The sequence below is a fragment of the Sphingosinicella microcystinivorans genome, from assembly GCF_027941835.1.
Lineage (GTDB): Bacteria > Pseudomonadota > Alphaproteobacteria > Sphingomonadales > Sphingomonadaceae > Sphingosinicella.
Map to the genome: position 1 here is coordinate 3,392,897 of NZ_CP116005.1, position 21,866 is coordinate 3,414,762.

A 21,866-nucleotide genomic window follows, 5' to 3' on the forward strand; every position below is an offset into this window, starting at 1 on the left:
GTTGTTACTTCAGTCCCTTCACGAACTTCTGAAACAGGTAGAAACTGTCCTGCGGACCGGGGCTGGCCTCGGGGTGGTACTGGACGGAAAACGCCGCCTTGTCGGTGAGTTCGAGGCCGCAGTTGGAGCCGTCGAACAGCGAGACGTGCGTCGCGCGCGCGTTCGCGGGGAGCGTGGCGGCGTCCACCGCGAAGCCGTGGTTCATGCTGGTGATCTCGACGAGTCCGTCCGACAGGCGCTTCACCGGGTGGTTCGCGCCGCGGTGGCCCTGGTGCATCTTCGCGGTCTTCGCGCCCACGGCGAGGCCGAGGAGCTGGTGGCCGAGGCAGATGCCGAAGATCGGCACATTCGCGTCGAGCAGCTTCCGGATCACCGGCACGGCATACTCGCCGGTCGCGGCCGGGTCGCCGGGGCCGTTCGAGAGGAACACGCCGTCCGGGCGCAGCGCCATCACCTCCTCGAAGGTCGCCGTCGCCGGCACGACCGTGACGCTCGCGCCCGCCGCCGTGAGGTTCCTGAGGATGTTGTTCTTGGCGCCGTAGTCGATGGCGACGACGTGCGGCCTGCCCTCTCCCGTGCTTTTGCCGTAGCCCTGCCCCAGATGCCACGGCCCGCCGGACCAGTCCTCGCGGCCGCCCCGCGTCACGTCCTTCGCAAGGTCCATGCCTTCGAGGCCCGGCCATGCCTTCGCTTCGGCCAGCAGCGCGTCGAGATCGAACGTGCCGGAGGGGCTGTGCGCGATCACTGCGTTCGGCGCGCCGGCCAAGCGGATGCGGCGCGTCAGCGCGCGCGTGTCGACACCCGACAGGCCGACCCGCCCCTTGCGCTTCATCCACGCATCGAAGCCCTCGACGCTGCGGAAGTTGCTGGGCGCGGTCACGTCCTGCCGCACCACGCAGCCGACGGCGGCGGGCGTGTCGGCCTCGACGTCCTCGGCGTTGGTGCCGACATTGCCGATGTGCGGGAAGGTGAAGGTGACGATCTGCCCGGCGTAGGAGGGATCGGTCATCACCTCCTGATAGCCGGTCATCGCGGTGTTGAAGCAGACCTCGCCGACGGCATGGCCCTCGGCACCGAAACCGCGCCCCCGGATCACCGTGCCGTCCGCGAGAATCAAGACCCCCGTGGCTCCTTTGGGTGCGCGCGCGGGTTTGGCGTCGGACACGTGGTCTGGCCCCTTCGAATCTGGTTTGGTGCTTTATGGCTAAGGCGCCTAGCTATTGGGGCGGTCCCGGAGCGTCAATCTATTCTTTTGCCTTTTTGGCGGCTAGACGGACCCCTTGCTCTTAAAGGGAAGAAAAGCATGATTCGCGACGACATCAAGGCGGCGCAGGTGGCGGCCATGAAGGCAGGCGAGAAGGACCGGCTGGCTGCCGTGCGCCTGATCCTCGCGAAGCTGAAGGACCGCGACATCGAGCTTCGCACCGCGAAATCCGTGCCCGACGATGACGTCATCGTCGTCGACGTGCTCCAGAAGATGGCGAAGCAGCGCCGCGAATCCATCACCATGTTCGAGCAGGGCGGCCGCACCGAGCTTGCCGCGCAGGAAAAGGCCGAGCTTGCCGTCATCGAATCCTTCCTCCCCGCCATGATGGGCCCGGACGAGGTGAAGGCCGCCGTCGCCGCCATCGTCGGCGAGATCGGTGCAGCCGGCCCCAAGGACATGGGCCGCGTCATGGCCGAAGTGAAGGCGCGCCACGCCGGGCAGATCGACATGAGCACGGTCAGCGGAGTCGTCAAAGCCGCGCTGGCGGGATAGCCCCGCCCTCATGTCCATCCCCCCGCAATTCCTCGACGAGATCAGGAGTCGGGTGAGCCTGTCGTCCGTAGTGGGGCGGCGGGTGAAGCTGCTGCGCGCCGGGCGGGAGATGAAGGGGTGCTGCCCCTTCCACAACGAGAAGACGCCGAGCTTCTACGTCAACGACGACAAGGCCTTCTACCATTGCTTCGGCTGCGGCGCGCACGGCGACGTCATCCGCTTCGTGGTCGAGCAGGAGGGGCTGAGCTTCCGGGACGCCGTGGCGGGGCTGGCGGCGGAAGCCGGGCTGGAGATGCCCGAGGAGAACCCGGAGGCGCGCGCGAAGGCGAAGGCCGCCGCCGGACTTCATGACGTCACCGCCGCCGCGAACGACTGGTTCCGCCAGCAGCTCATGGGCCTCGGCGGCGCGGACGCGCGCGCCTATATCGAGAAGCGCGGCCTGAAACCGGCGACCGTCGAGGCGTTCGGCCTCGGCTACGCGCCCGACAGCCGCGGCGCGCTCAAGGCCGCGCTCGGCGACATCGACATCCGAAAGCTGATCGAGGTCGGCCTCGTCATCGAGGCGGAGGGGCGCGAGCCCTACGACCGTTTCCGCGGGCGGCTGATGTTCCCGATCCGCGACCCACGCGGGCGCATCGTCGGCTTCGGCGGGCGCATCATCGGCGCGGGCGAGCCCAAGTACCTGAACTCCCCCGACACGCCGCTCTTCGACAAGGGCCGCCTGCTCTACAACCTCGACAAGGCCGGTCCCGCCGCGCGCAAGTCGGGACGCATCGTGGTCGTCGAAGGCTATATGGACGTGATCGGCCTCGCGCAGGTCGGCTTCGCGGAGGCGGTGGCGCCGATGGGCACCGCGCTCACCGAGGACCAGATGAAGCTGCTCTGGCGCGTCGCGCCGGAGCCGGTGCTGTGCTTCGACGGCGACGCCGCCGGACGCCGCGCGGCGCTCAGGGCCGCGATGCGCGCCCTCCCCCTGCTGGAGCCGGGAAAGTCGCTGCGCTTCGTCACCATGCCGCAGGGGCAGGACCCCGACGATTTCGCGAAGGCGCGCGGGCTTTCTGCATTCATGGACCTCGTGAACGGCGCCGCGAGCCTCATCGACACGCTCTGGAAGGCCGAGACCGAGGGCGTGGATACGAATACGCCCGAACGCCGCGCGGCGGTGCGTCAGCGCCTGTTCGAGCACGCCCGCGCCATCGAGAACCAGACCGTCGCCTCGCTCTACCAGAGCGAGTTCCGCGACCGCTTCGACGCGATCTTCCGGGCGCGGCGGCAGGACCGGTTCATGCCCGCCATGCGCGGCGCGTCGCGGGAAGCGAAGGCGCGCGTCGTGCTCACCCCCGTCGAGCTCGAAACGCGCGCGGTTTTCGTCGGCCTGCTCACCCACCCGCAGCTTGCCGACGTCCACGGCGAGGCCGTTTCCCACCTCCACATCGCCGACCCGGACCTCGCCCGCCTGAGATCGGCGATTTTCTCCGCGATTTCGCGCAATCATGATCTTGACAAAGACGGGCTGGCACACGACCTAGCGACACAAGGGCTCGGTCAGTACGCGGACGACCTGAGGCGTATGAATCGCCTCGATTTCAGCTTCACGCGACCCCGGACGCCCGCCGCGATTGCGGATCAGGACTTGGCATGTGTTGTGGGCCACCTTATGGCGCTGCAACGCATTGACGAGGATTTGGCGGATCTGCGCGCGCGCTACGATTCCCTTGTCCAGTCGGAATTCGAGGAACAACAACGACTTCGCGCCGAAAAGGCGCGTGTCGAGCGGGAACTTATAGATCTGGCCGAGGCGCGTCGGGGCGACGAGACGCCGACGCCCATGGAGGAACGGAACCTGGATGGCGACCAAAGCACCGGCGAAGCCCAAGGGTAAAGACGAGAACGGCGAGGCCGACGGCGCGCCGCTCATCGACATGAACGACGCGTCGATCAAGAAGCTGGTCGCGAAGGCGAAGAAGCGCGGCTGGCTGACCTATGACGAGCTGAACGCGGCGCTGCCGCAGGACCAGATGTCGTCCGAGCAGATCGAGGACGTGATGTCCGCGCTGTCCGAGATGGGCATCAACCTCACCGAGAGCGAGGACGCCGGCGACGACGAGCCGGAGGCCGAGGCCGAAGCGGATGACGACGCCGACGAGCTGGACGGCGACGAGAAGCCGACGCTGCACGTCATCGAGAAGAAGAAGGAAGTGCTGGACCGCACCGACGACCCGGTGCGCATGTACCTGCGCGAGATGGGCGCGGTCGAGCTGCTCTCCCGCGAGGGCGAGATCGCCATCGCCAAGCGCATCGAGGCCGGCCGCAACACGATGATCGAGGGGCTTTGCGAAAGCCCCCTCACCTTCACCTCGATGATCGCGTGGTCCGAGGCGCTGAACGCGGGCGAGATGCAGCTTCGCGAGATCCTCGACCTCGACGCCATGCTGAACAGCGGGCCTTCGGATGAGCAGGTCGAGAACGACAGCGATTCCGACCTGCCGAGCGGCGTCGAGCTGAAGGACGACGACGAGCCGGAATCGGAGCCCGAGAAGAACGCCGACGACGAGGACGAGTACACCGAGAAGCGCGCTGCGCCGCAGCAGGAAGACGACGACGAGGAGAACACGCTCTCCCTCGCGCAGATGGAAGAGCAGCTGAAGCCGCAGGCGCTCGAGCAGTTCGCCGAGATCACCTCGCTCTACAAGCGCTTCCTGAAGCTTCAGGAAGGCCGCCTCGAAGCCCTGAACGCGGGCGAGGAGTTTCCGGCGGCGCAGGAGAAGAAGTATCACGGCCTGCGCGAGGAGCTGACCGTGAAGGTCGCGGGCGTGCACTTCCACAACGCCAAGATCGAGTTCCTCGTCGACCAGCTCTACAGCTACAACCGCCAGCTGATGACGCTGGGCGGCAACATGCTGCGCCTCGCCGAGCGCTACCGCATCAACCGCAAGGCGTTCCTCGACGAGTACATGGGCAGCGAGCTCGACGAGAGCTGGCTCGACCGTGTCGCGGCGCACGACGACAAGTGGGCGAACTTCGCCAAGAGCGAGCGTCAGACGGTGGAGAAGATCCGCTCCGAGATCGCCGACATCGCGCAGCAGACGGGCGTGGAGCTCGGCGAGTTCCGCCGCATCGTCAACATGGTGCAGAAGGGCGAGCGCGAGGCGCGCATCGCCAAGAAGGAAATGGTGGAGGCGAACCTGCGCCTCGTCATCTCCATCGCCAAGAAGTACACGAACCGCGGCCTGCAGTTCCTTGATCTTATTCAGGAAGGCAACATCGGCCTGATGAAGGCGGTGGACAAGTTCGAGTACCGGCGCGGCTACAAGTTCTCCACCTACGCGACGTGGTGGATCCGGCAGGCGATCACCCGCTCGATCGCGGATCAGGCGCGCACGATCCGCATCCCGGTGCACATGATCGAGACGATCAACAAGCTCGTCCGCACCAGCCGCCAGATCCTGCACGAGATCGGCCGCGAGCCGACGCCGGAGGAGCTCGCCGAGCGTCTCTCGATGCCGCTCGACAAGGTCCGCAAGGTCATGAAGATCGCGAAGGAGCCGATCTCCCTCGAAACGCCGATCGGCGACGAGGAAGACAGCCACCTCGGCGACTTCATCGAGGACAAGAACGCCGTGATCCCGGTGGACGCGGCGATCCACGCCAACCTCAAGGAGACGGTGACGCGCGTTCTCGCCTCGCTGACCCCGCGCGAGGAGCGCGTGCTCCGGATGCGTTTCGGCATCGGCATGAACACCGACCATACGCTCGAGGAGGTCGGCCAGCAGTTCTCGGTCACGCGCGAGCGCATCCGCCAGATCGAGGCGAAGGCATTGAGGAAGCTCAAGCACCCGACGCGCAGCCGCAAGATGCGGAGCTTCCTCGACACCTGAGCGATCGGCCCCCGCTCTGTTCGTCGCAAATCGGCCCGGATCGGCGGTCAGCGCGGTTTATGGTTCACATTTGGGTAAGCTTGTTTGGACTAGATGGCGGCACGCAGGCAGCGGGCCGCCATTTTTCCGCTGCGCAGGAACCATAAGGTCGTTGAAATCATGTCCATGTTGCTTCGTGGCGCAATGTCCGCCGTGGTTCTGCTTGCCGCTTCCGCGCCCGCCCTTGCAGGGCCGATCCAGGCGCTGAAGGATTACAATCTCATCGTGTTCAGCGATACGACCCTGCAGTCGCAGGTGGAGGGCGCCGTCTATGTGGACGGCAACTACAATGCCGGTTCCGTGCAGGTCGCGAGCAAGGGCACCAACGCGCAGGGCGCAAGCCTCGTCGTGACGGGCGACGTCACCAACAATCCCAAGGTGAAGACCGGCAACGCCTATGTGGGCGGAACGTCGCAGCGTATTGATTTTCAGGGCGGCGGCGGAACCCAGAAGGCGCTGGCCGATGTGCCCGGCGGGCTTCTGAACCACGCGGATTTCGTCAGACTCTCGTCAGACCTTTCCCTGCTCGACGCCGGCATCTCCTACGACCGCTACAGCCCGGGCGACCATATGAACGGTTTCGTCATCGCGCCGGGGCTTCCGGACGAGAACGGCGTTTCGGTGATCGCCTTGTCTGCGGACTTTTTCCCCAACACGGGCAAGATCCGTTTCGCGGCCGGTGCCGACACGCTCGACACGATCATCATCAACGTCGCCGGCGCCACCATAAATTTCCGCGGCTGGCAGGCCGCGGGCGTGGAGCTTGCCGACAATATCATCTGGAACTTCTTCGAGGCCACCGAGGTCAATTTCCTCGAACAGAGCTGGGGCACCGTCCTTGCGCCCAATGCGCGCGTGCAGACGAATTCGCAGATGAGCGGCAGCATCGTGGCCCTGTCCTCCGCCTGAGGATCAGCGTGCAATAGGCACCCCCTTCGTGGGGTGATCGGCGTGCAAAAAGGACCCCTTCATCCCGGGGATTTAGTCGGCCGACTGGTTTTGATCAGTTGGCGAGAACGGGATGTTGATCGTGGAGACAGTGGTTCGGATTCGGCGTGAGCATGCAGCGGGTAAGGCGATCAAGGCGATCGCTCGTGACCTTCGTTTGTCGCGGAAGGTCGTCCGCAAAGCGATCCGGTCGCCGGAGGCGGCGTTCAACTATCAGCGCAAAGTCCAGCCGCTGCCGCGGATCGGTCCTTATCAGGATCGTCTCGATGCGCTGCTTGAGGAGAACGAAGGTCGCGGCCGCCGCGATCGGCTACGGATGACGCGTATCCATGACCTGCTGGTGCGCGAGGGGTTCGATGGATCCTATGATGCGGTGCGCCGCTATGCGGCGCGCTGGCGTGCTGCGCGGCGGAAGGATGCTGGCGAAGGCGCACCGGCGTTCATCCCGATGACCTTCCAGCCGGGTGAGGCCTACCAGTTCGACTGGAGCCACGAGGATGTGGAGATCGCCGGCAAGCCGATGCGGGTGAAGGTGGCGCATATGCGTCTCTGCGACTCGCGCGCACCCTATGTCCGAGCCTATCCGCGCGAGGGCCAGGAGATGCTGTTCGATGCCCATGCCCGGGCGTTCGCGTTCTTCGGCGGTGTGCCGCGACGCGGTATCTACGATAATATGAAGACGGCGGTGACGGCCGTGTTCACCGGCAAGGAGCGTGTGTTCAACCGCCGCTTCCTGATCATGACCGATCATTACATGGTCGAGCCGACCGCCTGCTCGCCGGCGGCGGGATGGGAGAAGGGCCAGGTCGAGCAGCAGGTCCAGACGATCCGAGGCCGCTTCTTCCAGCCGCGACTCCGGTTCGCCAGCCTGGCCGAGCTCAACGGGTGGCTGGAGGCCGAGTGCCGGCGCTGGGCCGAGCATCATGCCCATCCCGAACGCGGGGATATTACCGTCGCCGAGGCGCTGGATATGGAGCGACCGGCCCTGCAGCCGATCCTGGCACCGTTCGACGGCTTCCATGAGAGCGAGCATGCCGTCACCGGCACCTGCCTCATCAGCTTCGATCGCAACCGCTACTCGGTCATGTCGACGGCCGCACGCCGGACCGTTCAGGTGCGCTCCTATGCCGATCGCATCGTCATACGCTGCGGCGATGCGATCGTCGGGGAGCATGAGCGCCACTTCGGTCGGAACCGCACGATATACGATCCCTGGCATTATCTGCCGGTCCTCGCGCACAAGCCCGGCGCGCTGCGTAACGGCGCACCGTTCCAGGACTGGGATCTGCCGCCCGCCCTGCACCGATTACGGCGAAGGCTCGGCACCGGGGACGAGGCCGATCGCAGGTTCGTGCGGGTCCTCTCGGCGGTGCTCACCGATGGCCTGGAGCCGGTAGAGGCTGCCGTGCGCGAAGCGTTGGCGAACGGAACGGCCAGCGACGAGCTGATCCTCAACATCCTCTCCCGGCGCCGCGAGCCGGCGACACCCCACAGCATCGTCACTTCGGAAGACCGGATGCTGCAGCATCCTCCGCTCGCCGACTGTGCCCGCTATGATCTGCTGCGAGGCTATGATGCAGCGGCATGATATGATCGACACGATGCGCGGCCTCGGACTCAAGGGCATGGCGGCGGCGTTCGACGAGGCGGTCACCACCGGCCTCCAGCGCAAGCGCACCACCATGGAGATACTGACCGACCTGCTCCGTGCTGAGGCGACCCACCGGGATGCAGCCTCCATCCGCTATCGGATGACGGCTGCGAGGCTGCCCGTGGTGAAGGACCTGGAGCGGTTCAGCTTCGAGGGCACACCGATCAATGAGGAGATGATCCGCTCCCTTCACGATGGCTCCTTCCTCCCGCCTCGCCGCAATATCGTGCTGGTCGGCGGCACGGGGACAGGCAAGACCCACCTCGCCATCGCGATCACCGCCAATGTCGTGCGAAGGGGCGCTCGCGCCCGCTACTTCAACACCGTCGATCTGGTGACACGCCTCGAAGAGGAGACCCGGATCGGCAAAGGCGGGACCCTGGCGGCGCAGCTGTCGCGGCTCGACCTGATCGTGCTCGACGAGCTCGGTTATCTGCCGTTCGCCCGCTCGGGAGGGCAGTTGCTGTTCCACCTCATCAGCAAGCTTTATGAGCGGACCAGCGTCATCATCACCACGAACCTCGCCTTCGGCGAATGGCCGACCGTGTTCGGCGATCCCAAGATGACCACGGCGCTGCTCGACCGCGTCACCCACCACTGCGATATCGTCGAGACGGGCAACGACAGCTGGCGCTTCAAAAACCGCAGCTGACAGCCACCTTCGGCGCCTTCAAAAATCTATCTTGCGCTGCGCGCGCCTCCGGTCGGGCTACGCCCGCCCTCCGCCGCACGCAGCGCAAGGCCATCTTCAACAAACCAGCATCATATTATCCGAAAAGGGGGTCCCTCTTCGACGCCGATCGGGGGTCCCTTTTGAACGCCGTTTGACACCTCCGCCATTCGCGGGCAGCTGCGCGCGCCGACCTATGCAGGCAATTTCGCCTTCCCCGAACCGGTCTTGCCTGAGCCCGGACCGGGCACCGACATTCCCGAGCCCGCGACGCTCGGCCTTGTCGCCGCGGGCCTCGTCCTCCTCGCGTGGCGCCGCCGCGCCGTGAAAAACGGCGGCGCGGATTAAGCCTCCCTTTACGTCGATCGCTCTAGGCTGCACGCCAGCGGCGAAAGCCGTGGAGCAGCGGATGCGGAGACGACGGCAAATGGCGCCAGCGGTGGTCCCCACCTTCATGGACCAGCTTCAGAAGAGCCTGCGCGCGGCAGGCGGTGCGGCCGCTTCGCGCAGCTTCGCGGCGGCGGTGATCGGCGCGCTGCGCGACGGCGGGGCCGGCGGCAGCCGCCACCTGCGCGCGCTTTCCGAAGGCTCGGTGGCGCGCCCGTTGCAAGCCGTTGCCGACGCGGCGCATTTCCTCGTCATCCTGCACGGTCAGCTTCCGAGCGTGCTCGAAATCGCGCGGCTCAATGCGGACGAACCTGCGGCCTCGTGGCTGCGCAGCGCCGGCGCGGCGTTCGATCAGGACCGCCGCTGGATGGCGGGCCTTGCCGCGATGACCGGCGGCGCGCTCGATCTCCACGGCATCAGCACGGCCGAGCAGGTGGTGCGCGACCAGCGCGACGCCATGCTGACGCTCGCCAAATCGAATCGCATCGGCTGCGCCATCGGCGCGGCGGTGACGCTGATGCTCGACTGGCAGGCCGTGCGCGCCCGCCTGCCGCGCGCCGCGCAGCACCTCGGCTACGACCGCCACGAGCGGCTTTCGGACCCGTGGCCCGTGGACGGCGCCCTAGGGGCGCTCGCCTGCCATGCGGACGACGTGCGCGTGCGCCGCGCCATCGAGTTCGGCGCGCTCCAGCTCGCCAGCCTCCACGCCCAGCTTTTCGACCTTCTCGAAGCCCGCCACGCCCAGCGCCTCGCCTGACCGGATCGCCTGAGCGGACGGCCTGATCGGGCCTATCGCAAACGGGCGGTTGCCCGTTTCGCTTTCACGCTTTAGGCCCGGACGCGAAGGGTATCAGCGGAGAAGTTCATGCGTTTCGAAGGCACCAGCGGCTATGTCGCGACCGACGACCTCAAGGTTGCCGTGAATGCGGCGGCGACGCTCCGGCGTCCGCTGCTGGTGAAGGGCGAGCCCGGCACCGGCAAGACCGTGCTGGCGGCGGAAGTCGCGGAGGCGATGGGCGCGCCGCTCATCGAGTGGCACGTCAAGTCCACCACCAAGGCGCAGCAGGGCCTCTACGAGTACGACGCCGTCAGCCGCCTGCGCGACAGCCAGCTCGGCGACGCGCGCGTCCACGACATCCGCAACTATATCCGCAAGGGCAAGCTGTGGGAGGCGTTCACCTCGCCGCGGCTGCCCGTGCTGCTGATCGACGAGATCGACAAGGCCGACATCGAGTTCCCGAACGACCTGCTTCAGGAACTCGACCGCATGGAGTTCCATGTCTACGAGACCGGCGAGACGGTGAAGGCCGCCGAGCGCCCCATCGTCATCATCACCTCCAACAACGAGAAGGAACTGCCGGACGCCTTCCTGCGCCGCTGCTTCTTCCACTACATCAAGTTCCCGGACCGCGAGACGATGCAGGCGATCGTCGACGTGCACTTCCCCGGCATCCAGAAGGAGCTGGTGCGCGAGGCGCTCACCGTCTTCTACGACATCCGCGACGTGCCCGGCCTCAAGAAGAAGCCGTCGACCTCCGAGTTGCTCGACTGGCTGAAGCTCCTCATGCACGAGGACCTGCCGCTCGACGTGCTGCGCTCACGCGACCCGAAGAAGCTGATCCCGCCGCTCCACGGCGCCCTCCTCAAGAACGAGCAGGACGTGATGCTGTTCGAACGCCTCGCCTTCATCGCGCGGCGCGACGGCAAGCCGGGATAGGACCGGCCGCGTGAACCGGCTCGCCGACAGACGCACGACCGTGCTGCTGTTCGGGCTCGTGATCCTGATGTTCGCCGTCATGCAGGCGGTATTCCCGAGGACGCTCGCCGCGCCGCTCCCGGACGCGCGCGTGCAGAGCCCGGTGCTGCTGTTCGAGTTCGCGCGAACGCCCGAGCATCTGGACCACGTCTTCGGTGCCCCCGGCGACCCTGAACGCCCGGCCCGCATCGCCGCGATGGACCGCGGCAACCGGCTCGATTTCCTGTTCATGCCGCTCTACGGCTTTTTCGTGTTCAGCGTGTTCGCGGGTATCGCGCGGGAGAGGAAACGCCGCGTCTGGCTCGCCGTCGGCGCGCTCGGGCTCGTCGCGGCGGCAAGCGACGCGGTCGAAAACGTGCTGCTTCTGGAGATCACTGCGGACCTCCCCTCCCCCGGAGACGCGCTTGCGTGCCTGCCTTGGCCGGTCTGGATCAAGTTCGGGCTGCTCGCGCTGACGTGCGGCGCTGCCGCTGTCGCGCTGTTCCGGTCGGGACGGCGAGTGCTCGGGGCGCTTTGTCTCCCGGCGCCGCTCGCGATTCTCCCCGGCATCGCGATGCCCCTCCAGTTCGGCAGCCTCGCGGTCGCGATGATCGGGCTCGGCTGGCTCGCGATGGGCCTCGATGCGGTCACGCGCCTGCGGCGGAAGACAACCGGTTAGCCATCGAAACCGCCCACCGCTGCCGGTGGCGGCAATGGCTGTCCCAGTTTACCTCAATGCCGCATCGGGCATCACGGTTTCGCTCGGCAGCAGCCACGACGCGGCCGTGCTCGCCAACCCGACCAACGGTCCGTTCGCGAACCTGAACATCACCGCGTCGCTCGCAAACGTGATCAATGCGCCCACGGCCACGTCGACGGAATTTCACGTCTCGGCATGGCGCGTCGCCGCCGCTGACCGCGCGGCATTGACTGAAACACGAACGGGAGCGGGTGCTGCGGCGCCCGTTCCTTTTTCGTCGAGGCGGGCGATACTGAAATCGCGCGAGGCCCAGCGAATGTGACAGGCTCGGTGGAACCGGGTAATGCCTCTGCGCGCGGATTGCTTTATGTATTCCGACGACCGTCAGCGCCGAAAGACCCCGTAGCGTATGTTTCTCGACTTCCTCGATGCCCTCCGCGCCGCGAAGATCCCCGCGAGTCTCAAGGAGCACCTGACGCTTCTGGAGGCGCTGAAGGCGGGCGTGATCGAGCGGAACGTCGAGAGCTTCTACTACCTGTCCCGCGCCGCCTACGTGAAGGACGAGGCGCTGCTCGACCGCTTCGATCAGGTGTTCGGCAAGGTCTTCCACGGGCTGGAGACGAGCTTCGAGGCGGAAACCGCCGAAATCCCCGAGGAATGGCTGCGGAAGCTTGCCGAGCTTTACCTCACCGAGGAGGAGAAGGCCGAGATCGAGAAGCTCGGTTCGTGGGAAGAGATCATGGAGACGCTGAAGAAGCGCCTCGAGGAGCAGAAGGAGCGCCACGAGGGCGGCAACAAGTGGATCGGAACGGCGGGCAAGTCGCCGTTCGGCGCCTACGGCTACAACCCGGAGGGCGTCCGCATCGGCCAGAAGGAAGGCCGGCAGGGCCGCGCCGTCAAGGTGTGGGACAAGCGCGAGTTCAGGAACCTCGACAACAGCGTGGAACTCGGCACGCGCAACATCAAGGTCGCGCTCCGCCGCCTGCGCCGCTTCGCGCGCACGGGCGCGGCGGACGAGCTCGACCTCGACGCCACGATCAAGGGCACCGCGCGCAAGGCCTACCTCGACATCGTGATGCGCCCCGAGCGGCACAATGCCGTGAAGGTGCTGCTGTTCCTCGACATCGGCGGCTCGATGGACCCGCACGTCAAGCTCTGCGAGGAGCTGTTCTCCGCCGCGAGCAGCGAGTTCAAGCACCTCGAGTTCTTCTATTTCCACAACTTCGTCTACGAAGGCGTGTGGAAGGACAACCGCCGCCGCTTCACCGAGCGCACGCCGACGCTCGACGTGCTCCACAAGTTCCCGGCGGACTACAAGCTGATCTTCGTCGGCGACGCCTCGATGAGCCCCTACGAGATCAACTATCCGGGCGGCTCGGTCGAGCACTGGAACGAGGAAGCCGGCGAGGTCTGGCTGCGGCGCATGACGGACGTCTACCACAGCGCCGTGTGGCTGAACCCGATCCCGGAGAAGAACTGGCAGTACGGCCAATCCATCCAGATGGTGAAGACGCTGATGGAGGGCCGCATGTTCCCGCTGACGCTGGAGGGGCTCGACGACGCGATGCGCGAGCTCACGCGAACGCATTGATCGTCCGCTACGGAAGCGAGACCGACATAGCGGCGCTGACGGTCGTCGAGCTGTCCGCCGGCACGGTGTTCGAAGGCACGCACATGGCCTGGGCGGTGGGCCAGACGTCCGCGCCGGAGTACTTCCGCGCGGCGCTCGCGCAGAAAGCGCTTTGGGTGGCCGACGACGGCGGGATGCCCGTGGGCTTCCTTCGCGCCGAACGGCTGGCGGGCAGCTTCTACATCGACGAGATGTCCGTCGCCGTCTCGCACCAGCGGCGGGGCATCGGGCGACGGCTGATGGAGGTGGCGCTCGCCGAGGCGGTGCAGCGGGGTTTCGGCGCCGCCAGCCTCATCACCGACCGCACGATCCCGTGGAATGCGCCGCTCTACGCGCAGTTCGGCTTTCAGGTGCTGTCGGCCGAGGAAACGCCGCCCGCGCTCGCAAGGCGGCTGGCCGTGCAGACGAACCCCGCCCGGCGCTGCGTGATGTGGTGCGCGCTCGACGGCTAGTGCTCCTTCGCTTCCGCCGCCGCCAGCAGGTTCGCCTTGCCCGCCACATAGGCGCGGATCGCCTCGGCGTCGTCCGCCGACATCCATTTCGCGAAGCTCACCATGCCGCGATCCTTGAGCGTGCCGCCGATGACGACCGCGTTCCAGCTGTTCTTGTCCGCAAGCACGCCGGAGCGGCGCAGGTCCGGCAGCACGCCGGACGAGATGCCTGCCGGGCCGTGGCAGACGCCGCACGTGCTCTCGTACAGCGCCGCGCCCTGCTTCACGGTCTCGGCGCTCCATGCCGCCTCGACGACCGTCGCCGACGGATTCTCGATGCGCTCGATGCTGTAGGGTGCCTTGCCGCCGAGCTTGAAGACGAGCAGGCGTCCGTTCGGCATGGGACGCGGGTTGTCGACGAACGAGGAGGACAGCGGATAGGCCCCGCCGTAGCCCGCCATCACCGCCACGTACTGCTCGCCGTTCACCGCGTAGCTGACCGGCGCGGCGATGACGCCGGTGCCCGCGTCGAAGCTCCACAGCTCCTTGCCGCTGTCCGCCGCGAACGCCGCGAACGCGCCGTGCGCGTTGCCCTGAAACACGAGATTGCCCGCAGTGGCGAGCACGCCGCCGTTCCACGGCCCGTCGTACTGGACGCGCCAGACCTCCTTCTGCTGCACGGGGTCCCACGCCACGAGCTGGCCCTTCAGCATGGCGCGGAGCGCGCGGAACTGCGCCGGGTCGTCAGGCACGGCGTTGGCGAGGAAGTCGACGGCGACATTCCAGCCGCCGTCCCGTCCCTTGAAGCCCGCGTCGGCGAGATAGGCGAAGGGCACCTCCTGCGCGGGCAGGTAGACGAGGCCGGTCTCGGGGCTGAACGCCATCGGGTGCCAGTTGTGCGCGCCGAGCGCGGAGGGCAGCGCGACGAACGTTCCCCTGGTGAAGCGGGCGTTCTCGGCCTCGATCGGGCGGCCCGTCGCCATGTCGATGCCCGTCGTCCACGTCTGCGGCACGAAGCCCTTCGCCGAGACGAGCGTCCCGTCCTTGCGGTCGATCACGTAGAAATAGCCGTTCTTCGGCGCCTGCATCATCACCTTGCGCGGCGCGCCGTCCAACGAAAGGTCGGCAAGGATGATCGGCTGCGTCTGCGTGAAGTCCCACGTCTCGCCCGGCGTGCCCTGATAGTGCCATTTGTAGGCGCCGGTGTCGGCATCGAGCGCGACGACCGACGAGACGAAGAGGTTGTCGCCCTTCCCCCCCGAGCGGACCTTGTGGTTCCACGGGCTGCCGTTGCCGACGCCGATCAGGACCTGGTTGAAGTCCCGGTCGTAGACGATGGCGTCCCACACCGTGCCGCCGCCGCCGAATTTCGACCAGTCGCCGTTCCACGTGGCGCGCATCGTCTCGATCATCGGGTCCGAAACCGCGCCGTCGGCGGGCGCGCCGGGGCCGGGCGGCACGGTGTAGAAGCGCCACGCCAGCTTGCCGGTCTTCGCATCATAGGCGGAGACGTAGCCGCGCACGCCGTATTCGGCGCCGCCGTTGCCGATCAGCACCCTGCCCTTCACGATGCGCGGCGCGCCGGTGATCGTGTAGGGCTTCGACGGGTCGACCGTGACCTCGCTCCAGACGAGCGCACCCGTCTTCGCGTCGAGCGCGATGAGGCGGCCGTCGAGCGTTCCCGAATAGACCTTGCCGTCGTAGAGCGCGACGCCGCGGTTCACGACGTCGCAGCACGCCTTGAAGCCCGTCTCGCCCGGCACCTCGGGGTCGTGTTCCCAAAGGAGCGCGCCGGTCTTCGCGTCGAACGCGTAGACCTTGGACCACGCCGAGGTCGTGTAGAGCACGCCGTCCGCCACGATCGGCGTCGCTTCCTGCCCCCGGTTGGTGTCGAACGTGTGGCTCCACGCGAGGCCGAGCTTGCCGACGTTCCCGTCGTTGATCGCGTCGAGGCGGCTGTAGCGCTGCTCCTCGTAGGTGCCGCCGTGCGTCAGCCAGCTTACCGGCTCGTCCGCCGCCGCCGCCAGCCGCGCATCGTCCACCGGCGCCGGCACCTTTTTGCCCGCACCGCCACAGGCGGCCGCCAGCAGGCAGGCCGCGATCACTCCCCATCGGCGCACGCGCGTCTCCCGTCGCTGTTGCGGCGGCAATTCTAGCCGGGGCCGCGCGCCTCGCAACTGAAGCAAAATGTCAGGGTACGGGGGCGGCGAGCAGCCAGACGTTGACGAGCGTGACGATGGCGACGCCCACCATCAGCAGGCCCTTCTTGCGCTCGCCGGGGCGCTTCAGCGCGATCCACATGCCGCCGCCGCCGATGACGAAGGCGGCGATCACCGCGAACGACAGGATGATCGCGAGCATGTTGGTCATTGCGGAAGCCCCGCCATCACCTGCCGCACCGCCGTCGCCCAGTTCGTCTTGCGCACGCTGCGCGCCTCCTCGTCCAGTGCCGGCTCGAACCTGCGCTCGGCGTGCCACATCACGCTCGCCGACTCGAGATCGGCGAACAGGCCGCACCCGACCGCCGCCAGCATGGCCGCGCCGAGCGCCGTCGTTTCCACGACCTTCGGGCGCTCGACGGTGATGCCGAGCACGTCGGCAAGGTCCTGGCACAGCCAGTCGTTCGCCACCATGCCGCCGTCGACGCGCACAAGGGAAGGTGACACGCCGTCGCGGCGCATGGCGTCGAGCAGGTCGGACGTTTGCAGGCTCATGGCTTCGAGGCAGGCGCGGACGATGTGGGCGCGCGTCGTGCCGCCGCTGATCCCGGTGATCATGCCGCGCGCCTCCGGCTCCCACCACGGCGCGCCGAGGCCGTTGAAGGCGGGCACGAAGCTGACGCCGCCGCTGTCCGGCACCGAGGCGGCAAGCCCCGCGGTTTCGGACGCGCTGGCGATGATGCCGATCTGGTCGCGCAGCCATTTGACCGCGCTGCCCGCGACGAAGATGCTGCCTTCAAGCGCATAGGCCGCCCGTCCGCCGAGCCGCCACGCCACGGTGGAAAGCAGCCGGTTCGACGACACCGGCGCGGTTCCCCCGGCGTGCGCGAGCAGGAACGCGCCCGTGCCGTAAGTCGATTTGACCGCGCCGGGGTCGAGGCACACCTGCCCGATCGCGGCCGCCTGCTGGTCCCCCGCGCACCCCGAGATCGGGATCGTGCGCCCGCCGATAAGCCGCGTCTCGCCGATGCGCCCGGCGCAGTCGACGATCTCGGGCAGCGCGTCCGGCGGCACGTCGAACAGCGCGGCGAGGCCCGCGTCCCACGCGCAGCGTTCGAGGTCCATCAGCAGCGTGCGCGCCGCATTGGTCGCGTCGGTCACGTGCAGCCCGCCGGTCAGCCGCCAGATCAGCCACGAATCGATCGTGCCGATGGCAAGCCGCTTCGCCTTCGCGGCGTCGCGCACCTCCGGCCAGTTCTCCAGCGCCCAGCGGATCTTGCTCGCCGAGAAATACGGGTCCAGCAGAAGCCCGGTGCGGCCCTGCACGTCGTCCTCCAGCCCCCGCGCCTTCAGCTCCGCGCAGATCGCCGCGCCGCGCCGGTCCTGCCAGACGATGGCGGGCGCCAGCGGATCGCCCGTCTTCCGGTCCCAGAACATGATCGTCTCGCGCTGGTTGGTGATGCCGATCGCCGCGATGGACGCCGCCCCCACGTCCTCGACGACCCGATTCGCGGCGCGCAGCGTCTTCTCCCAGATCTCGGCGGGATCGTGCTCGACCCAGCCGCTCTGCGGGAAATGCTGGACGATCTCCTCGCCGTGCGCGGCGCCGATGCGCCCTTCCGGCGTGAAGGCCACCGCGCGCGTCGAGGTCGTGCCCTCGTCGATGCTGAGGATGTGCGTCATTGCCGCTTTCCTAGCGCGCGCGGCGGCTCTAGGTAAACGCCCGTGAACAGGGGCCATTTCGATCTTCTCGTCATCGGCGCGGGCGTCAACGGCGCGGGGCTCGCGCGCGACGCCTCCGGGCGCGGCCTCAAGGTCGCGCTCGTCGATGCCGCGGACATCGGCGGCGCCACGTCCTCGGCGTCCACGAAGCTGATCCACGGCGGGCTGCGCTACCTCGAGTTCTACGAGTTCCGGCTGGTCCGCAAGGCGCTCGCCGAGCGCGAGGTGCTGCTCGACATCGCCGCGCACCTGACGCGCCCGATGCCCTTCATCCTGCCGCTGGGCCCCGATACGCGCCCCGGCTGGATGATCCGCGCCGGGCTATTCCTCTACGACAACCTCGCGCACCGCGAGCAGGTGCCCGGGTCCTCGAAGGTCGTGCTGCGCGACGACCACGCCGGCCAGCCGCTCGACAAGCGCTTTACGAAGGCGTTCCGCTACTGGGACGGCTGGGTGGACGACGCCCGCCTCGTCATCGCGAACGCGCAGGACGCCGCGGCGCGCGGCGCGCTGGTCCTGCCCCGCACGGCCGTGACAGCGGCGAGCCGGACCGCCGCGGGCTGGGAGGCCACGCTCGGCGACGGCACCAGCCTCTCCGCCGCGCACGTCGTCAACTGCGCCGGGCCGTGGGCGGGCGAGGTCGCCGCCGATGTCCTCGGCCTCCCCGACGCCCCGCGCCTGCGTCTCGTGCAGGGCGCGCACCTGATCACGCGCCGCATCGGCCGCGGGCAGGACAGCTACATCCTCCAGCAGCCGGACGGCCGCATCGTCTTCATCATCCCCTACGAGGCCGACTTCTCGCTGATCGGCACCACCGAGACGGCGATCCCCTCACCGGACACGCCGCGGATCACCGAGGGGGAAACCGACTATCTGCTCGCCGCCGCGAACTGCTACCTGTCGCGGCCGCTGGAGCGCGCCGACATCATCTCCACCTATGCCGGCATCCGCCCGCTGGTGCTGGAGGAAGGCAAGGGCGCGCGCGAGACGACGCGCGACTGGAAGCTCGTCGCGCACGAAGGCGGCGGCGCCGTCACCGTGGTCGGCGGCAAGATCACCACCTACCGCCTGCTCGCCGAGGACGTGCTCGGCCGCCTGTTCCCGGAGAGCGGGCGCTGGACGGCGGAGCAGCCGCTGCCGGGCAGCGATTTCCCGCGTCTTCCGGGCTTCACCGGCCAGCAGGCATGGACGAAGTGGCGCGAGGATCTGCGGCTGAAGCACGGCGACTACGATCCGCAGATCGTCGACCGGCTGGCGCGGCTCTACGGCACGCGCGCCGACACGATGCTGGAGCGGGGCCTCGGCGAGAACCTCGGCGGCGTGTTCACGGCGGAGCTTGAACACATGGTCGCCGAGGAGTGGGCGCAGACCGCGGACGACGCGCTCTGGCGCCGCAGCAAGCTCGGCCTGCATCTCTCCGATGACGCCAAAGCGGCGGTCGCTGAGTGGTTCGCCGCGCGGTTTACCAAGAGTTAGGAAGCCGGGCGTAGCTTCCCTTGCAACGCACAAGGAAAACGCCCGATGGTCGCACACAATCACAACTTCGCCGCCGACTACGCCACCAGCACGTCCGTCAGCCTGCTCGACGCGCTGATCGACGCCATGACGCTGGCGCGTCCCGGCAAGGACGCGAGCGTCTTCGCGACCGACATCAAGCGCCTCGGCGACGGCGCCGCGCGCGCGGCCTACGAGCTGGGGGGCCTTCTCGACGAGCCGGTCCCGGCAAAGACTCCGACCGTTCGCAAGACGGGCGTCGCCTAGGCGCCGAGACAGGCCCGGTAGGTTTCCGCGTCGACGTTGCCGCCCGACAGGGTCAGCGCGACGGTCTTGCCCCTGAGATCGAGCTTTCCGGAGAGCGCCGCCGCGAGCGCGGCCGCGCCGCCGGGTTCCACCACCAGCTTCAGCTCGCGGAACGCGAACGCGACGGCAGCCTTCACCTCGGCCTCCGAAACCGCGACGCCGCGCGCACCCCGCCCCTGCAATATGCCGAACGTCAGCGGCGCGGTGACGAGCGTCTGGAGCGCGTCGCACAGCGTCGGCCCCGGATCGCGCACCGGCTCGATGGCGCCGCCCGCGAGCGACCGCGTGACGTCGTCATAGCCCTCGGGTTCGACGACCACGATCTCGCTCTCGGGCAGCGCCAGCGCGATCCCGCTCGCCAGCCCGCCACCGCCGCAGCACACGAGCATGACGTCGGGCTGGCCGATGTCTTCGGCGATTTCGAGCCCCGCCGTCCCCTGCCCCGCGACGACGTAAGGATCGTCGAACGACGGTACGACCACGCCGCCGCGCTCTTCGGCGATCTTCGCGGCGATCACCTCGCGGCGTTCAGCCAGCCGGTCATAGCTCACGATCTCCGCGCCGTAGCCGCGCGTCGCGTCCGCCTTGATGCGCGGTGCGTCGGACGGCATCACGATCGTGGCGCGGATGCCGAGCAGTCTTGCCGCCAGCGCCACGCCCTGCGCGTGATTCCCCGACGAGAAGGCCACCACCCCCTCGCGGCGCTGCTCCGGGCTGAGCGCCGACAGGCGATTCCACGCGCCGCGGAACTTGAACGAGCCGGTGCGCTGCAGGCATTCGGCCTTCAGCCACACCTTCGCCCCGGTCGCGCTGTCGAGCGTATCCGACCGCAAGAGCGGGGTTCGGACGGTGACACCGGCGATGCGCGCGGCCGCGGCTTTCACCTCTTCGAGCGTGGGCGTGTTCATTTTCAGTTAACTCGCTGATTTCACATGGGGAAACAATAGGAACGCTTCAGCGATTTTTTCTTTACATCGCGCCGCCCCGACCCTACATAGCGCGTCCGCTGCCCCATGGGACTTCCACCGCAAGGCAGTGCATGTCAACTGTCCACTGGAGGTCCCTTGAGTTGCGAGAATTCCATAGCGCGCTGGGGGTAGCGTCGGTCCTTCGACCCGACGCGCCTGTCACCCTCATTCGTCCTCACGCTGCACACCGTGCGGCCCGGTTCTTCGTCGAGAGGTTTCCGGGGCTGTCGATGTATGCCGTGAAGGCCAATCCCTCGCCCGAGATCATCAGGACGCTTTGGGACGGCGGCATCACGCATTTCGATGTGGCCTCGATCAACGAGGTGCGTCTGGTGCGCGGCCTGCTGCCCGACGCCACCTTGTGTTTCATGCACCCGGTGAAGTCGCCCGAGGCGATCACCGAGGCGTATTTCGAGCACGGCGTCCGCACCTTCTCGCTCGACAGCCGCGAGGAGCTGGCGAAGATCGTCGAGGTGACCGGCGGCGCGAGCGACCTGACGCTCTGCGTCCGGCTGCGCGTTTCCTCGGCGCACTCGAAGCTCAGCCTCGCCTCCAAGTTCGGCGCCTCCATCGAGGAGGCTCCGGCGCTGCTGCTCGCCGCGCGGCAGGCGGCGGATGCGCTCGGCGTCTGCTTCCACGTCGGCAGCCAGGCGATGAGCCCGCAGGCCTATGTCGAGGCGATGACGCTGGTCCGCGCCGCGATCGTGCAGGCGGGCGTCACGGTCGACGTCGTCGATGTCGGCGGCGGCTTCCCGTCGATCTATCCGGGCATGGACCCGGCGCCGATGCAGATGTTCTTCGACGCGATCCACCGCGCCTTCGAGGCGATGCCGATCAGCTACTCGGCGGAGCTGTGGTGCGAGCCGGGCCGCGCGCTCTGCGCCGAGTACGCGAGCGTGCTGGTGCGCGTCGAGCAGCGCAAGGGCGACGTCATCTACATCAACGACGGCGCCTACGGCTCGCTGTTCGACGCGGCGCATGTCGCGTGGCGTTTTCCGGTGAAGCTCCTGCGCGGGGGCGTGGGCGCGGAAGAGGCGTTCAGCTTCTACGGCCCGACCTGCGACGACATGGACTACATGGCCGGCCCGTTCATGCTGCCTGCCGACGTCAAGGCGGGCGACTATATCGAGGTCGGGATGCTCGGTGCCTACGGCGCGGCCATGCGCACGGCGTTCAACGGCTTCGTGAACGGCGAGACCGTGATCGTCACCGACGAGCCGATGGCGAGCGCCTACGCTGTCACGGAGTCGACACCGCAGGGCGTTACTGCCATACGCAACTGAGAACGGCCGCCTGCAAGCGGGCGGCCGTCCCCTTCCCGCTCGGCGCCGGCATGATCCGGCCGCGGGCGGCGCTTTCCATGCGCCGAGCCAGTCCACAGCAACCACC

The 21,866-nt window shown here is 67.8% G+C and carries 21 protein-coding genes; 16 read left to right on the forward strand and 5 right to left on the reverse strand.

What is annotated here, in order from left to right; translation table 11 throughout:
- Window positions 1-4: 4 nt before the first annotated feature.
- A complete protein-coding gene (carA, locus tag PE061_RS16295) occupies window positions 5-1,165 on the reverse strand; it encodes a glutamine-hydrolyzing carbamoyl-phosphate synthase small subunit (RefSeq protein ID WP_271256280.1) in 1,161 nt (386 codons plus the stop codon).
- A gap of 138 nt (window positions 1,166-1,303) precedes the next feature.
- Here carA and PE061_RS16300 point away from each other — a divergent pair, with 138 nt between their 5' ends.
- From PE061_RS16300 to PE061_RS16360, 13 genes are all read left to right on the forward strand, one after another.
- Window positions 1,304-1,759 carry a GatB/YqeY domain-containing protein gene (locus PE061_RS16300; protein WP_271256281.1) on the forward strand — a complete coding sequence of 152 codons (456 nt, stop codon included), beginning with the start codon at window positions 1,304-1,306 and terminating at the stop codon, window positions 1,757-1,759.
- A 10-nt stretch (window positions 1,760-1,769) separates the two neighbouring features.
- The gene (gene dnaG / locus PE061_RS16305) at window positions 1,770-3,641 is read left to right on the forward strand and encodes a DNA primase (RefSeq protein ID WP_271256282.1); all 1,872 of its coding nucleotides are present in this window, start codon (window positions 1,770-1,772) and stop codon (window positions 3,639-3,641) included.
- On the forward strand, window positions 3,607-5,637 hold the full coding sequence (gene rpoD, locus PE061_RS16310; RefSeq protein ID WP_271256283.1) for an RNA polymerase sigma factor RpoD: 2,031 nt from the start codon (window positions 3,607-3,609) through the stop codon (window positions 5,635-5,637). Before dnaG ends, rpoD begins: the two co-directional genes overlap by 35 nt.
- A 183-nt stretch (window positions 5,638-5,820) precedes the next feature.
- A complete protein-coding gene (locus PE061_RS16315) occupies window positions 5,821-6,585 on the forward strand; it encodes a collagen-binding domain-containing protein (RefSeq protein ID WP_271256284.1) in 765 nt (254 codons plus the stop codon).
- A 112-nt stretch (window positions 6,586-6,697) separates the two neighbouring features.
- Window positions 6,698-8,212, forward strand: a complete 1,515-nt coding sequence (gene istA, locus PE061_RS16320; RefSeq protein WP_021238707.1) for an IS21 family transposase — start codon at window positions 6,698-6,700, stop codon at window positions 8,210-8,212.
- The gene (gene istB, locus PE061_RS16325) at window positions 8,199-8,927 is read left to right on the forward strand and encodes an IS21-like element helper ATPase IstB (RefSeq protein WP_031304487.1); all 729 of its coding nucleotides are present in this window, start codon (window positions 8,199-8,201) and stop codon (window positions 8,925-8,927) included. Before istA ends, istB begins: the two co-directional genes overlap by 14 nt.
- A 246-nt stretch (window positions 8,928-9,173) precedes the next feature.
- Window positions 9,174-9,293, forward strand: coding sequence for a PEP-CTERM sorting domain-containing protein (locus tag PE061_RS16330; RefSeq protein WP_271256285.1), 120 nt, complete (start codon window positions 9,174-9,176; stop codon window positions 9,291-9,293).
- A gap of 79 nt (window positions 9,294-9,372) precedes the next feature.
- Entirely contained in the window at window positions 9,373-10,089 is a 717-nt protein-coding gene (locus PE061_RS16335) for a DUF6975 family protein (RefSeq protein WP_271256286.1), read from the forward strand.
- 108 nt (window positions 10,090-10,197) lie between these two features.
- Window positions 10,198-11,049: an AAA family ATPase gene (locus PE061_RS16340; RefSeq protein WP_271256287.1), complete on the forward strand. Its 852-nt coding sequence runs from the start codon at window positions 10,198-10,200 to the stop codon at window positions 11,047-11,049.
- Window positions 11,050-11,059: 10 nt separating this feature from the next.
- Window positions 11,060-11,746 (forward strand): hypothetical protein, encoded by a 687-nt coding sequence (locus PE061_RS16345; protein WP_271256288.1) that lies wholly within the window; start codon window positions 11,060-11,062, stop codon window positions 11,744-11,746.
- A gap of 34 nt (window positions 11,747-11,780) precedes the next feature.
- A complete protein-coding gene (locus PE061_RS16350) occupies window positions 11,781-12,089 on the forward strand; it encodes a hypothetical protein (RefSeq protein ID WP_271256289.1) in 309 nt (102 codons plus the stop codon).
- A gap of 87 nt (window positions 12,090-12,176) precedes the next feature.
- Window positions 12,177-13,358: a vWA domain-containing protein gene (locus PE061_RS16355; protein ID WP_271256290.1), complete on the forward strand. Its 1,182-nt coding sequence runs from the start codon at window positions 12,177-12,179 to the stop codon at window positions 13,356-13,358.
- Window positions 13,355-13,849, forward strand: coding sequence for a GNAT family N-acetyltransferase (locus PE061_RS16360; RefSeq protein ID WP_271256291.1), 495 nt, complete (start codon window positions 13,355-13,357; stop codon window positions 13,847-13,849). The genes PE061_RS16355 and PE061_RS16360 overlap by 4 nt, the downstream gene beginning before the upstream one ends.
- On the opposite strand, the gene PE061_RS16365 is transcribed toward PE061_RS16360, so the two are convergent.
- The 3 genes from PE061_RS16365 to glpK all read right to left on the reverse strand — a co-directional run bounded on the left by PE061_RS16365 (window position 13,846) and on the right by glpK (window position 17,670).
- The gene (locus tag PE061_RS16365; RefSeq protein WP_271256292.1) at window positions 13,846-15,948 is read right to left on the reverse strand and encodes a PQQ-dependent dehydrogenase, methanol/ethanol family; all 2,103 of its coding nucleotides are present in this window, start codon (window positions 15,946-15,948) and stop codon (window positions 13,846-13,848) included. The genes PE061_RS16360 and PE061_RS16365 overlap by 4 nt on opposite strands.
- Window positions 15,949-16,018: 70 nt before the next feature.
- Window positions 16,019-16,198 (reverse strand): hypothetical protein, encoded by a 180-nt coding sequence (locus PE061_RS16370; protein WP_271256293.1) that lies wholly within the window; start codon window positions 16,196-16,198, stop codon window positions 16,019-16,021.
- Window positions 16,195-17,670: a glycerol kinase GlpK gene (gene glpK / locus PE061_RS16375; RefSeq protein ID WP_271256294.1), complete on the reverse strand. Its 1,476-nt coding sequence runs from the start codon at window positions 17,668-17,670 to the stop codon at window positions 16,195-16,197. The genes PE061_RS16370 and glpK overlap by 4 nt, the downstream gene beginning before the upstream one ends.
- Window positions 17,671-17,712: 42 nt before the next feature.
- Here glpK and glpD point away from each other — a divergent pair, with 42 nt between their 5' ends.
- Together glpD and PE061_RS16385 are read left to right on the forward strand one after the other, a co-directional pair.
- The gene (glpD, locus tag PE061_RS16380; protein WP_271256295.1) at window positions 17,713-19,185 is read left to right on the forward strand and encodes a glycerol-3-phosphate dehydrogenase; all 1,473 of its coding nucleotides are present in this window, start codon (window positions 17,713-17,715) and stop codon (window positions 19,183-19,185) included.
- A gap of 45 nt (window positions 19,186-19,230) precedes the next feature.
- On the forward strand, window positions 19,231-19,470 hold the full coding sequence (locus PE061_RS16385) for a hypothetical protein (protein WP_271256296.1): 240 nt from the start codon (window positions 19,231-19,233) through the stop codon (window positions 19,468-19,470).
- Here PE061_RS16385 and PE061_RS16390 read toward each other — a convergent pair.
- A complete protein-coding gene (locus PE061_RS16390; protein ID WP_271256297.1) occupies window positions 19,467-20,417 on the reverse strand; it encodes a threonine ammonia-lyase in 951 nt (316 codons plus the stop codon). The genes PE061_RS16385 and PE061_RS16390 overlap by 4 nt on opposite strands.
- Window positions 20,418-20,578: 161 nt before the next feature.
- Here PE061_RS16390 and PE061_RS16395 point away from each other — a divergent pair, with 161 nt between their 5' ends.
- A complete protein-coding gene (locus tag PE061_RS16395) occupies window positions 20,579-21,760 on the forward strand; it encodes a type III PLP-dependent enzyme (protein ID WP_271256298.1) in 1,182 nt (393 codons plus the stop codon).
- Window positions 21,761-21,866 lie beyond the last annotated feature (106 nt).

What these genes read in the sequence shown, in the direction of transcription:
- PE061_RS16300 (WP_271256281.1), top strand. Translation starts at nt 1,304, where the DNA reads ATGATTCGCGACGACATCAAGGCGGCGCAGGTGGCGGCCATGAAGGCA.
- dnaG (WP_271256282.1), top strand. Translation starts at nt 1,770, where the DNA reads ATGTCCATCCCCCCGCAATTCCTCGACGAGATCAGGAGTCGGGTGAGC.
- rpoD (WP_271256283.1), top strand. Translation starts at nt 3,607, where the DNA reads ATGGCGACCAAAGCACCGGCGAAGCCCAAGGGTAAAGACGAGAACGGC.
- PE061_RS16315 (WP_271256284.1), top strand. Translation starts at nt 5,821, where the DNA reads ATGTCCGCCGTGGTTCTGCTTGCCGCTTCCGCGCCCGCCCTTGCAGGG.
- istA (WP_021238707.1), top strand. Translation starts at nt 6,698, where the DNA reads ATGTTGATCGTGGAGACAGTGGTTCGGATTCGGCGTGAGCATGCAGCG.
- istB (WP_031304487.1), top strand. Translation starts at nt 8,199, where the DNA reads ATGCAGCGGCATGATATGATCGACACGATGCGCGGCCTCGGACTCAAG.
- PE061_RS16335 (WP_271256286.1), top strand. Translation starts at nt 9,373, where the DNA reads ATGGCGCCAGCGGTGGTCCCCACCTTCATGGACCAGCTTCAGAAGAGC.
- PE061_RS16340 (WP_271256287.1), top strand. Translation starts at nt 10,198, where the DNA reads ATGCGTTTCGAAGGCACCAGCGGCTATGTCGCGACCGACGACCTCAAG.
- PE061_RS16350 (WP_271256289.1), top strand. Translation starts at nt 11,781, where the DNA reads ATGGCTGTCCCAGTTTACCTCAATGCCGCATCGGGCATCACGGTTTCG.
- PE061_RS16355 (WP_271256290.1), top strand. Translation starts at nt 12,177, where the DNA reads ATGTTTCTCGACTTCCTCGATGCCCTCCGCGCCGCGAAGATCCCCGCG.
- PE061_RS16370 (WP_271256293.1), bottom strand. Translation starts at nt 16,198, where the DNA reads ATGACCAACATGCTCGCGATCATCCTGTCGTTCGCGGTGATCGCCGCC.
- glpK (WP_271256294.1), bottom strand. Translation starts at nt 17,670, where the DNA reads ATGACGCACATCCTCAGCATCGACGAGGGCACGACCTCGACGCGCGCG.
- PE061_RS16385 (WP_271256296.1), top strand. Translation starts at nt 19,231, where the DNA reads ATGGTCGCACACAATCACAACTTCGCCGCCGACTACGCCACCAGCACG.
- PE061_RS16390 (WP_271256297.1), bottom strand. Translation starts at nt 20,417, where the DNA reads ATGAACACGCCCACGCTCGAAGAGGTGAAAGCCGCGGCCGCGCGCATC.